Annotated in this window: 18 protein-coding genes; 12 read left to right on the top strand and 6 right to left on the bottom strand. The window is 62.9% G+C overall.

What is annotated here, in order from left to right; genetic code table 11:
* The first annotated feature begins 12 nt into the window (after nt 1-12).
* Genes M1D55_RS19325 through M1D55_RS19315 form a run of 3 tightly spaced genes read left to right on the top strand, consistent with a single transcriptional unit; the run spans nt 13 to nt 3,136 of the window.
* The gene (locus M1D55_RS19325) at nt 13-1,464 is read left to right on the top strand and encodes a baseplate J/gp47 family protein (RefSeq protein WP_456281588.1); all 1,452 of its coding nucleotides are present in this window, start codon (nt 13-15) and stop codon (nt 1,462-1,464) included.
* Nucleotides 1,464-2,126 (top strand): DUF2612 domain-containing protein, encoded by a 663-nt coding sequence (locus M1D55_RS19320; protein ID WP_456281587.1) that lies wholly within the window; start codon nt 1,464-1,466, stop codon nt 2,124-2,126. Before M1D55_RS19325 ends, M1D55_RS19320 begins: the two co-directional genes overlap by 1 nt.
* Complete coding sequence (locus M1D55_RS19315) at nt 2,126-3,136, top strand: hypothetical protein (protein ID WP_456281586.1); 1,011 nt, start codon at nt 2,126-2,128, stop codon at nt 3,134-3,136. Before M1D55_RS19320 ends, M1D55_RS19315 begins: the two co-directional genes overlap by 1 nt.
* 191 nt (nt 3,137-3,327) lie before the next feature.
* On the opposite strand, the gene M1D55_RS19310 is transcribed toward M1D55_RS19315, so the two are convergent.
* From M1D55_RS19310 to M1D55_RS19300, 3 genes are all read right to left on the bottom strand, one after another.
* Entirely contained in the window at nt 3,328-4,317 is a 990-nt protein-coding gene (locus tag M1D55_RS19310) for a class I SAM-dependent methyltransferase (protein ID WP_456281585.1), read from the bottom strand.
* Between the two features lie 79 nt (nt 4,318-4,396).
* A complete protein-coding gene (locus M1D55_RS19305; RefSeq protein ID WP_456281584.1) occupies nt 4,397-4,942 on the bottom strand; it encodes a hypothetical protein in 546 nt (181 codons plus the stop codon).
* A gap of 20 nt (nt 4,943-4,962) precedes the next feature.
* Nucleotides 4,963-5,307, bottom strand: coding sequence for an Arc family DNA-binding protein (locus tag M1D55_RS19300; RefSeq protein ID WP_456282740.1), 345 nt, complete (start codon nt 5,305-5,307; stop codon nt 4,963-4,965).
* Nucleotides 5,308-5,404: 97 nt separating this feature from the next.
* Between M1D55_RS19300 and M1D55_RS19295 the strand changes: the two genes are divergently transcribed.
* The 8 genes from M1D55_RS19295 (at nt 5,405) to M1D55_RS19260 (ending at nt 8,511) form a co-directional block, all read left to right on the top strand.
* Nucleotides 5,405-5,575 (top strand): Arc family DNA-binding protein, encoded by a 171-nt coding sequence (locus M1D55_RS19295; protein WP_456281583.1) that lies wholly within the window; start codon nt 5,405-5,407, stop codon nt 5,573-5,575.
* Between the two features lie 79 nt (nt 5,576-5,654).
* Nucleotides 5,655-5,912, top strand: a complete 258-nt coding sequence (locus tag M1D55_RS19290) for a hypothetical protein (RefSeq protein WP_456281582.1) — start codon at nt 5,655-5,657, stop codon at nt 5,910-5,912.
* The gene (locus M1D55_RS19285) at nt 5,909-6,550 is read left to right on the top strand and encodes a KilA-N domain-containing protein (protein WP_456281581.1); all 642 of its coding nucleotides are present in this window, start codon (nt 5,909-5,911) and stop codon (nt 6,548-6,550) included. The genes M1D55_RS19290 and M1D55_RS19285 overlap by 4 nt, the downstream gene beginning before the upstream one ends.
* Nucleotides 6,551-6,635: 85 nt before the next feature.
* Nucleotides 6,636-7,142: a glycoside hydrolase family 24 protein gene (locus M1D55_RS19280; RefSeq protein WP_456281580.1), complete on the top strand. Its 507-nt coding sequence runs from the start codon at nt 6,636-6,638 to the stop codon at nt 7,140-7,142.
* A 17-nt stretch (nt 7,143-7,159) separates the two neighbouring features.
* Nucleotides 7,160-7,501 carry a hypothetical protein gene (locus M1D55_RS19275; RefSeq protein WP_238510215.1) on the top strand — a complete coding sequence of 114 codons (342 nt, stop codon included), beginning with the start codon at nt 7,160-7,162 and terminating at the stop codon, nt 7,499-7,501.
* Nucleotides 7,485-7,916 (top strand): hypothetical protein, encoded by a 432-nt coding sequence (locus M1D55_RS19270; RefSeq protein WP_456281579.1) that lies wholly within the window; start codon nt 7,485-7,487, stop codon nt 7,914-7,916. Before M1D55_RS19275 ends, M1D55_RS19270 begins: the two co-directional genes overlap by 17 nt.
* Nucleotides 7,913-8,116 (top strand): hypothetical protein, encoded by a 204-nt coding sequence (locus tag M1D55_RS19265; RefSeq protein WP_456281578.1) that lies wholly within the window; start codon nt 7,913-7,915, stop codon nt 8,114-8,116. Before M1D55_RS19270 ends, M1D55_RS19265 begins: the two co-directional genes overlap by 4 nt.
* A complete protein-coding gene (locus M1D55_RS19260; RefSeq protein ID WP_456281577.1) occupies nt 8,113-8,511 on the top strand; it encodes a hypothetical protein in 399 nt (132 codons plus the stop codon). The genes M1D55_RS19265 and M1D55_RS19260 overlap by 4 nt, the downstream gene beginning before the upstream one ends.
* Before the next feature lie 803 nt (nt 8,512-9,314).
* On the opposite strand, the gene M1D55_RS19255 is transcribed toward M1D55_RS19260, so the two are convergent.
* Nucleotides 9,315-9,749 (bottom strand): hypothetical protein, encoded by a 435-nt coding sequence (locus M1D55_RS19255; RefSeq protein ID WP_456281576.1) that lies wholly within the window; start codon nt 9,747-9,749, stop codon nt 9,315-9,317.
* Between the two features lie 35 nt (nt 9,750-9,784).
* Nucleotides 9,785-9,961, bottom strand: coding sequence for a hypothetical protein (locus M1D55_RS19250; protein WP_456281575.1), 177 nt, complete (start codon nt 9,959-9,961; stop codon nt 9,785-9,787).
* 267 nt (nt 9,962-10,228) lie between these two features.
* Here M1D55_RS19250 and M1D55_RS19245 point away from each other — a divergent pair, with 267 nt between their 5' ends.
* Nucleotides 10,229-10,495 (top strand): hypothetical protein, encoded by a 267-nt coding sequence (locus M1D55_RS19245; protein ID WP_456281574.1) that lies wholly within the window; start codon nt 10,229-10,231, stop codon nt 10,493-10,495.
* A 111-nt stretch (nt 10,496-10,606) separates the two neighbouring features.
* Here M1D55_RS19245 and M1D55_RS19240 read toward each other — a convergent pair whose 3' ends face one another.
* On the bottom strand, nt 10,607-11,002 hold the full coding sequence (locus tag M1D55_RS19240) for a hypothetical protein (RefSeq protein WP_456281573.1): 396 nt from the start codon (nt 11,000-11,002) through the stop codon (nt 10,607-10,609).
* Between the last annotated feature and the right edge of the window lie 14 nt (nt 11,003-11,016).

The raw sequence follows: 11,016 nt of genomic DNA, 5'->3' as shown, positions 1-11,016 counted from the left end.
GGATTCCCTGATATGGCCTACGGTGTAACCCCGGAGGGGTTCGTGCGCCCGCGCCTGCCCGAAATCCGTCAGGAGATCGTGCAGGACCTGAACGACCGGCTGCGCAATGCCGGGTTCACCGGCGAGGTGGAGACTCGCCCCAACTCCATCACTGGGCTGCTGATCGACACGTTTGCCGAGCGCGAGGCCGCGCTGTGGGAGCAGGCCGAGGGCGTGTACCTCGCCATGTATCCCGGCTCGGCGATCGGCACGTCGCTGGATAACGCCGTTTCGTTCACCGGCGTCAAGCGGCTCGGCGCCGAGAAGTCTCGCTGCTACGTGGTCTGCTATGGCGCCGTGGGCACCGTGGTGCCGGCCGGCGCGCAGATCCGGCATCGGTCGACACAGACCATCTGGGCGACGGCGGCCGACATGACCATCACGCCGGGCGCGGCCGCAGACGTGGTCGTCGTGCCGACCGTCGTATCCGGGCAGCTCTACCGCATCACGCTGGACGGCACCGACTACACGTACACGTCGGACGCCACGGCGACGATCGCCGAGATTCTGGCCGGCCTGGTGGCCGCCCTCAGCAGCTCGCCGTATTCGGTCAGCAGCGATGGCGCGGCGTTGCGCATCGTGTCCGACGGGCGGGTGGCGTTCTCCGTGGCGCTGGGCGGCCCGCTGACGCTCTCAAGCGTCGGCTCGCCGGTGCTGGCCGAGACCATCGAGCCAATGGCAGAGGCCGCCGCGCCCGGCGATCTGAACGGCATCGTCACGACGGTCACGGGCTGGGATGCGGTCAACAACCTGCAGGCCGCAGTGGTGGGCCGACTGGCCGAGAACAACGCCGAGCTGCGCGCGCGGTATCCGAGCGGTCTGTTTCGCCTGGGTGCCGCGACGAAGCCCAGCATCGCCCCGAACATCCGGGACCGAGTGGCCGGCATCACTGCGATCAAGGACTTCCAGAACGACACCGACTTTACCGACTCGGTCGGCCGGCCGCCGCACAGCATCCACGTGGTGGTCGACGGCGGGCTGGACAACGAGATCGGCGACGCGATCTATCGGGTGAAGGGTGCCGGGATCGACACGCACGGCGCGATCGCGGTCGAGGTCACGGCGGACGACGGTGACAAGCACATCGTGCGCTTCGACCGCTCGACGCGGGTCTACGTGTGGGTGAGGGCGGCGCTGACGCTGCTGCCGGCGACCGAGCAGGCCTTTCCGCCCGACGGCTTCACGCAGGTCGCGCAGGCAATCGCGGCTGCGGGCGACGCGTTAGGCATCGGTCAGGACGTCGTTCAGCAGCGCTTCTACTGCGCGGTCTACGCGACGCCCGGCATAGCGCACGTGGATCTGACCTTCGCCCATTCCACCGATCCGACGTTCGACCCGCAGCCTGGCGATTACTCGCCGGCGAACATCACGATCGCCGACTTCGAGGTGGCGAAGTTCGACCTGTCGCGCATCGAGGTGTCCTGATGGATCTGACACAGGATCACGCTGGCACTGCGTGGGGACACTGGCTGAGCCAGTTCGACGGCAAGCCCCGACTCGAAGCGCTGGTCAAGGCGTTGCTCAAGCCGGCCGACGGCATCCAAGGCGCGCTCAAGGCGCTGTACGAAGAGCGCTGGCTCGACACCGCGGTCGGCAAGCAGCTCGACGGCATCGGGGAGATCGTCGGCCTCTCGCGCGTCATCGACGAGGCGCTATTCACGGCCTTCTTCGGCTTCGTCGGCCAGCCGGCCATCGCTGGTTTCGGCCAGGCGCGCATCCGGCGCGCGTACGAGAACGCTCTGGTCGGCTCGACCACGTTGCAGGACCCGGAATACCGGAAGCTGCTGTACTGGAAGATCGCGCTTAACAACGGCCACGGCACGGCACCTGAGATCGTCACGGCGCTGAAGCCCATTTTCGACGTCGAGCGAGTGATCGTCGAGGACGCTGGCAACGCCAAGATCCGGATCTGGGTGAGCAAAATCCCGGGGCCGGCGGACGTGCTCATGAACAACCCGTATCGCTGGGTGCCGAAGGCGGCCGGCGTGGGCGTGAAGATCATCACCGGCTCGACGCCGAAACCGTTCGGGTTCCTGAATCAGGGCTTCTATGGCTTCGGTGTGGGCGTATTGACAAGGGGTATTTGATGGCAGCGGTCAACTTCTTCGACAACTTCGAGACGCTGTGGGCGCAAGCCGGCGCCCTGGAGGTGATTGACGAGAACCAGTACAAGGCCGGCTGGGCGTACATCGGCGCCACGCCGCCGTCGGTGGAGCAGTTCAACAAGGTGCAACAGCTCAACGACCAAAAGGCGGCGTGGTTGTTCGCGCAGATGAAGGAATTGGCCGAGCGAGCCGGTTTTGACCTTACGGCGGCTACCACCGATGCTCTGACGCGAGGCGTGTCCCGACTGTCGGCGAGCGTCGTCGGCATGATGCGCAACGGACGGATGTCCATAGTCAACGCCACGCAAACGGCTTCCTTCACGGCTGATGAACTGATCGTTCAGGCGGGGCTGGACGGAGCGGCCTATCGCCTCGCCAACTTTAACGAAGGAATCAATCTGGGGATCACAGGCGCGGGGGGCATGGACACCGGTCTTGCGCCTGCGTCGGGTTTCGTGGCGATCTATGCAATCCACAATCCGACTACGGGTGAGCGTGCGCTGCTAGGAAAGGATGCGACCAACGCGGTCCAGCCTGAGGTCTATACCGGCGACCACATGCCCGCAGGGTTCGAGCCATCCGCTCTTGTGAGCGTGTGGCCCACCAATGCGACCCGGCAATTTGCTTTGGGGCATCAGCGTGATCGGGAAGTATTCACTGCGTACAACGCGATGCTCTCGACCACCGTTAAGCAGACAGCGCTGACGCCGCTGTCGGTGGCCGCCTATGCACCGCCGAACGCCAAAACGCTGTCCGGGGATGGCGGCATGTCGGCATCGGTCGATACCGCTGGTGATTTATTTGTCGCTGGCGCGCCGGGCGGCAATATCGGTCTGAAGCACATCACGCAGACCTCCATGAAGGCTGGCGCCGCGCAGATTGGTACCTACTCGTATGTTCCGGTCATCGAGCAACAGAAGATCTACTACGTGGCGACGACTGCGGCCGGGACAATGAATGCCACCATTTACATTTCGAGCTACACGTTCTGACCATGATCCACGTTCAATTCGCCGACGACACTGAATCCGGGATCGTTTCGTATTTCCCGTGCCCGCAAGATCCCAAGGTCTTTCAGCACCTCGGGGTCGTGGAGGCCTCCGACCCACGGTGGCATGGATACTACGAGCAGCTCGCGGACGCTGGGCTGCCGCTGGAGGGCGTGCCGGCGCCTGAATAAGGCTTACGGTTTCGGCCGGTAGACGGCAAAGACGAAGTCGGGGCCGACTTGGCCATTCCGCTCGAGCCATTCCTCCATGCCTTGCAGCAGGTGAATGAGCGCGAGGTCTTCGCTGGCGGACTCGTCGAAATTGGTGGCGATGCCTTTGAACACATGGTTCAGGACAGAGCCGCCAAGCGAATGGAACTCGACACGCTCGAACCGTTGGTCGAGGGCCGGGACGATGTCCTCCGAGCGGACGGCTTCCGATGGATCTTCCGCAATAACCTCGTGTACAGCTTGGCGCGACGCGGCGTGCTTTGTCGTGGTGCCATCCTTCGAAAGCCGATATCGCGGCGGCAGAAGATGCAAAAGCGTTGTGGCGTAACGAAGCTGGTCGTCAGAATACTGCAGTCTGTTCGGGCCGACGTAGTCGACGATCAGCAGAACGCCACCCGGCTTTAGACACGCTCGCACGGTATCGAGGCAGTGTTCCAGGTTTTCGACGTGATGGAGCGAGTGGAAGAAGATCGCGACGTCATAGGATGCCGCGGGGATCTGAAGAGCATTGAGATCCGCGACCTGGTAGCGCAGGTGGGTCGCTCCCATCTCTGCCGCCTTGGTGTTGGATACCCCCACCAGTTTGGGATTGAGTTCGTAGCCATCAATGGCGGCGCACTCATACCCGAAATTGGCGATCAGGCTCCGCTCAAGGTGCCCGCTCCCCGAGCCGAAGCTCGCCATCCGAATATCGGGCCGGCCCGTGACATATCTGTCCTTGAAATACTGGAGGAAATGCAGATTCGGGTCGCCTGTCACGAGCCTGTTGTAGTAGGCATGCATGGAGGCGAGCGAGGCAGCATTGCCTGCCGTAAAGCGGCGGATGTCCACATCCTCAGATAGATGGTCCCATGCATTCTCAGCAGTGTTCCGCGCCTTGGCGAAAGCCCTGCGCAGCATGCTGACAATGCCGCGAGCAGGCGAGGTGGCCTGCTGATCTAGGAAGGTCGCCATTCGTTCCAGCTCCGTTCTTGTTGTTGAGGCGACGGTGCGCCCCATTGGCCGAAGGATTCTATCAGGCGCAAGTTTGGCCTCAGGGGAGGCTCTGCGGCATGAGCGCTTTAGGAGCTGCGCCGCTCTCGTCAAGAACTATGCGCAGCGCGTGAATCAAGCCGAATAGCGCTTCCGGATGGTATCGAAACGCTGCCAAGTGTGAGGGCGCCCCGGCCGTAATCCAATCCGAGCCGATGGCCCGATACTCACGCTCGGTGAGGTGCTGGTACTTCTGGTACGGGTAGCGCAGGGATACGAAGTTTGTGCTGAGGTCAGCCAGGACGCCAGGTACGTCGTTCAACTGAACATGTCCAACACGATCGCGCGCCAGCGCAAGAACTCGGTCTTGGACGCTTTGGGGCAGTCCCCGATAGAGCTTCAGATAGTCATGAGAGCTCGGCGCATCCTTGCCGAGGCTAGCTTCATAGACACATTTAAGGAGCAGTTCGAAACCGAGTAATCGCAAGAGGTAAGGAGAGTCCGACTCCTCCCCGATCGGTAGTGATTCGTTGAGCCGTTCGGCGTCCGAAAGACGCTTTTCGGCCTCACGGTGCATTAAAGAAACCTTGAACAAGGAGGTCGGCATTTGGCTCCCTTGCGTTGCTGTCAGGTACGAGGCCGGCGCGCTGCGCTCTTTTTCTCCGCCGGCGGAGCATGGTCCTCAGTTGCGACGCCCTGGTATGGGCCAATGCCCTGGGCGGCAGGGTGCGAAGGGCGGCTTCCCGCCTTAATGCGCAGCCGCGTCACTTCTGCCTGGATCCTTCGGAGTAAGTCGAGGATCGCCGTTACTTCCTTGGCGGGCGCTCCTTCACTGGAAGGGTCAAAGCTCCCCTCAAGCCGAGCAACGATCTCGGCAGTCAGTGAGCGGTTGTTCTCGCGAGCTGTGACCTCAAGGCGCTCTTTGAGGTCCGCAGGCATGCGGAGGTTGACTTGGGGGTCTGTTCGGGCCATCGGCGAAGAATAATGCAGCACGGTGCTTGACAGCAATGTAGCACCGTACTACATTGCACACACATTGAAGCACGGTGCTTCATCACGGGAGAAAAACATGCAAGGTGCAAGGACGATGCCGGCGGTGAATCTGCGTATGCCGCCCGAGCTGAAGGACTGGCTGACTGAACAGGCCCAACGCAACTTTCGCAGCCTCTCTGCCGAGATCGTGATGCGGTTGGCTGAGGCGCGCCGCCGCGAAGCGGCTTCGGGCGAGCAGTCGAAATGACGGCGGAAATGAAAAACGCCCCAGCAGTTGCAGCTGCTGGGGCGTCTGATGCGAAGTGACCTTGAACGGGAATCACAACATGACGAATCCTAGCACACTGACACGCGAAGTGATGGAGAGCAACGTGGAGGCGCTGGACGAGGTAGTAGGCAGTCAAGCTAGGTATGCAAGCGCCATCTTCGTGGCCATCGGGGAACTTGCTGGCAACCCCAAGATGGCGGAGACGGTGGTCGGCTTGGCGAAGGTTGGCCGCTGGCTGACCGAAAACGTGGAAGCTGATATCGACTGCATCACAACTGATCTGCTGGAGCGCCTGCGCAAGGGGGGTGTGCAATGAGCAAAGCGCTTGTCAAGATGGAGTACCAAGGTATTCCGGTCAGCTTCACGGACGACGGGTGGTTCAATGCGACGGTGGCCGCCAAGCGGTTTGGTAAGTCGCCGGCTCAATGGCTGCGCCTTCCGGACACTCTCGCTTACCTGGAGGCGCTGCAGCGCAAATATGGGGAAATCACATATTTGCGTACGCAGCGGGGCGCCGCTGGCGGAACGTGGCTCCATCCCAAGTTGGCGGTCCGATTCACGCAATGGCTCAGCATCGACTTCTCGATCTGGTGCGATGAGCAGATCGACCGCATCCTCCGGCATGAGCCGCTCGAGAACCCACTTGCCGATGAACCGAGCACTGTGCGCGATCGATTGCCGCTTTATCACGCGGCGATCGATATCATGGTCACGTACCGTCTTCCCTTCGGCCGGGCGTACCAGGCCATGAACTGGTACGCCGGCGTCGACAAGATGCCGAAGATGTCGAAAGCGCAGGCCAACGAAGTTGCCTCCTTCGTGCGCCGGCTTCTCGCCGGTGAGGCGACCATCAAGGACTTCCAGCGGATTGAGACGAACCGTGTGGCAATCGCCGGAGAGTCTCCTCAGCTCAGTCTTATCAGCATGACCGTGCCGCTCGTCCACGGTCGCTAGCACGGTTCTTCGCGAACCGCCGCCGCCTTCGGGCGGTTTTTTTATGCCCGCCTCGCGCGGGCGTTTTCGCTTTCTGGAGCCTGCAATGCCATTCACCCATCCCGACCAACTGGTCGGCGGCCGGAACATGGCCGCCTTCCTCGACATGCTCGGATTCAGCGAAGGGACCACGACAGTCGCCGGCAGCGACGACGGCTACAACGTGAACGTCGGCGGCAAGGTCTTCACCGGCTACGACAGACACCCGCGCATCGTGGTGCTGACGCTCTGGGGCTTGAGCGACGCGGCTGGTCGCTACCAGATCATGGCGGCAGTGCCCGGGAAGATCCGGACCGACACGTGGGACTGGGCGAGCTGCGCCTGCGGCGTGACGGACTTCAGCCCTCGATCGCAGGACATCGTCGCGGCCTACCTGGTCAAGCGCCGCGGCGCGCTGCCCGACCTGCTGGCCGGCCGGTTCGCAGAGGCCGTACAGAAATGCCGAAAGGAATGGGCGAGCCTGCCGGGCGCCGGCTATGGCCAGCGCGAGCACAGGCTCGAGACGCTGCGGGACGTCTACCTGGCGCACGGCGGTACCGATATCGAGGCGTAAGCCCAATGGGAAAGACGATGGATCTGAATGAACTGGGGGGCGTGCCGGGCGGCCCGAGCGGGGCCCTGGGCGCGATCGTAGCGGCCATCGGCGGGGCGATCTGGCTGGTGCGCAAGGTGTGGCGCTCGGATCGGGTTGAAGGGGCGCAGAGCCAGGCCGAGATCGACATCATCGCGCGCTTGTCCGAGCAGCTCGACAAGGCCAACGCCCGCGCCGATCTGGCCGAGCAGCGGGCCGACACCGCCTACAAGGAGCGGAACGAGCTGCTGCGCGAGATCGGCGACCTGAAGCGGACGATCGCCGAACTGACGGCCGAGGTTCGCTTCCTGAAGGAGAGGCTCGATGGGAAAGCTACGTGACTGGGTGAGCCGGCACAGGGCGACGTTTCGCCGCGTGGCGCATGCCACCGAGGCCCTGACCTTGGTGGCGGTCATCGCGACCGGCGGCGCAGTCGGCGGCTACGCGCTCGCGCAATGGCAGGCGCGGGACGTGATCGTGCAGATGCGGACGGACCACGCGGCCGAGATCGAGCGTCTGCAAGCCACTTTCTCGTCGACGCTACAGGCATTGGCGCCGCAGCTCGGCGACATCGCGGAGACTGCCTCGGCGGCGGCCGGCGCGGCCGCTCAAGCGGCTGAGACATCGGCGGAGGCGGCGCGGACCGTCAAGCAGGCGGCCCGCGCGGCGCCGGCCCCGCTGTCCGAGGCTGAGCGATCGCGCGTCAACGGCGCCATCGAGGCGGCTAACCGGAAGCTGAAGGAGGGCGGCCGATGAAGGCGTTCGTGTTTTGTCTGCTGCTGGCCGGTTGTGCCACGCCGATCAATCCGGCGGTGCCCGAGGCGTCGACGCCGGCCGCGCGCGCGAGCTGCCCGCCATTGCCGAAGCTCCAACGAGGGGCAGGGCGCCAGGCGCTGCTCGCCCACATCGACATGACGGCGAAGATGTACGCCGAATGCGCGACGAGGGAACGATGATCCAGACGACTGCCATTCGAGCCGCAGCAGCGGCCGTGCCGTGGCGCGCGGTCGCGGCGGTGGTGCTGGCCGGCGCGGCGTTCGTTGCCGGTTGGACGGTGAACGGCTGGCGCAAGGATGCGGAGCTGGCCGAACTGACCGCGGCTCGCGCGCAAGCCGATTTGTCGACAGTGAATCAGGCGCTCGGCGATTTGAGGGCTGCCGGCGTCGACATCCGCGCCCGGGCCGACGAGTACCGTGGCATCACGAACCAGCTGGGCGCCGCGGCCAGCGCCATCCGGAAGGAGCTGAAGAATGCGAAGCCTCTGCCTGCTGATTGCCGCCCTGACGATTTCCGGGTGCGCAAGCTGTCCGACGCCGTCGACGCTGCCAAGCAAGCCGCCGCCGCTCGATAGCGCACTGGCAGCGCCCTGCGTGGTGCCCGACGCGCCGGCGGCGGCCAATTACGATGTTTGGCAAGAGTGGATGGTCGTGGTGCTGGCGGCGTTCGGTGACTGCGCGGCGCGGCATCGGAAGACGGTGGAGGCGTGGCCGAAGTAGTGTTGCAAGGCGTTACTTCACAATTCTCAGGCTAGGTTTGCCTAACGGCATTGGCCTCTCTGGGGGCGTGTGGTCGCCAGCTGGCCGGGGGCTTTCCTGCTTGCGCTCCTGTTGAAGCATCTGAAGCGCCTTCTCGATGTCTGCGAGAAGATTCCGGGCAGCGTCTGCCAATTCCTTGATACTCCATGCCTCGCCACGGAATCTGAACTCGTGTGTATGGGGGTCGTACCACCGCATTACGTCCGTGTCTGCAATCCCAGAAATATCGCCCCAACGGCCGATGGAGTCTTGGACGTAATTGTGGTGCTCGCTGGTCTGGTCCCAAGTGTCCAGACGCTCGTCAAAATGCTCGAGGTGATTACGCAGAGCGCGGTTCTGCAAAACGTGTCCAGTTTCTGGTACCCCAAGCAGGGCCCGAAGCTCTTTTCCGCGCTCGGTCCGCGAGGGACCCGGAATTGGCCAAAGCAACTTCGAGATGTTGCTGGCATGAGTCAATACGCCGTGAGCGCTTGCGAACACTGGGGCGTTCCCCAAGCTAAGGTCCCGATTCAACGAGTCGGCGAGGGCATTCTGCAGCCTGTTGAATGACAACAGAGTCATCTGGCATTGGGCTTGCATTTCCCTAAAGTAAACTTCAAGACTTTGCCGTCTCACTTGATTATCGACCGTACGGATCTTCAACCAGTCCAATGATCATGCCCAGCCGGGGGATGTAGATCGGGCCACCTTGGCTTTCCAGTTTCTCGATCTCATCCGGATAGAGATACTCGAACTTCACAACGCCCTGGGGATAGTCCTCATCCTCGGCCTGGTAATACGTCTGCACCTTCCGTCGCTCTGGCAGCACCATGTGAGCACCAATCTCGTTCATCTTCGTAAGCACGCGCTCGATCTCGTCTTGCGTCAGCGCAAGTCGCGCTGCGCCGAAGAAGAGCATCTGCGGTGCCATTTCCCGCGGCTGCGCGCCGCCAGTGTACTTGCGCCATTGCTGGCCCCCGGCGACGCCGAATAGCTCGGCCATCTGCTCGCCGGTCAGGCCGAGTTCGTTCTTGAGCCGCTGTAGGTCTTCAGGCTTCGGAGGGGAGTAGCGCATAGAGAAAACCCGCCTCGCGGCGGGTTGGTCTTGGATCAGGAGAAGAGTTTGCCGAAGGCCAGGGCCGCGCCCAACAGGCCGGTGGCCCAGATGACCGGATACCAGCGGGTCTCGCGTTGCATCTTGGCGGCCTCAGCGTTCAGCTTCATGGTCTCGGCCATCAGCTTGCTGATCTCGGCTTCGGTTTTCAGGATGTCCAAGGTCTTGTCCATTCGTATCGTCCTTTCGGGATGTCGGGCGGCGCGGCGCGCTACCTCTGAGACGAATAATAGCACCAAAGGGGCTAATGTCAAGCGACTCCCGCTTTCTTTATTGGAGTGTCTAACAGGGACCGGAATATCACGGTCTCTGCGGTGCTTGGATTGGCGGCCACTGATCCCCAGGGCGGTACACTTGGCGTCTGTCTTTCATAACGGCAAGTGGAAGGAATGGGGATAAAAGAGTTGCGCATAGCGCTTCACCGGGTTCACGCGTGGTTCATGGCGCCGATCTTCTTCGCAAAGACCATGCAGAGGGCGGCGCAAGTAAGACTACTTCGGAGCCGGCTTTTCTTCATTGTCGCATTCATGACCACCATGGGCGAACTTGGTGGAGCGATATCCACAACTGTGAAGCTGGTCAAACGACCGGAAGACAGCACCGCATGGATATTCTGGGCGGCTGTGGTTATGGGATGGATCTACTTCGCATTGGTCCTGGTATCTCGCTACTGGGATCTCCGGGCGAAACGCCGTGCCGGTCGGTGATCATCTTTGGAACTCCACCGCGAAAATCGCCTTCGGATTCTTGATCGCATCATCGCTTGAAACGCTTCGGTGGCACGGCGCCGGGCTGCCTTACGGGCACGTCTGACAATCTCAGCGCTCACGGCGCCGCCGGCGCTTCCGGTCGTTGATCCGGGCACGCGCCTCGCGGTGCATCGCCTCGAACTGCTGCAGCTCTTCGTCGGTTGGGATCTCGCCGCGCCACTTGCGGGAGCCCGGCGTGCCGTCGCTGTAGTCGGCCTCGATGTCCTCGACCACGCACGGCTCGGCGCCGAAGTTGGCCAAGTAGGTGTGCGCCATCATCTGGGCGCCGGGCTGGCCGGCCTCGACCAGCGCTATGAAATAGTGCGCCGAGGCGACGCGCTGGCGCAGCCGCGCGATTTCCCACAGCAGGTCGCGCACGTCAGGCAGTCGATTCCGCTCCCAAATGTCGCGCAGCTCTTCGGCAGTCAGGGCCGGCAGGTCGGACGGGCAGTACCGCTTGGGCATGCGTCATGTCGCCG

It is taken from the genome of Cupriavidus sp. JZ107 (assembly GCF_053903255.1).
The sequence above is the reverse complement of the archived record's forward strand: the minus strand, read 5'-3'. Positions and strand labels throughout refer to the sequence as shown.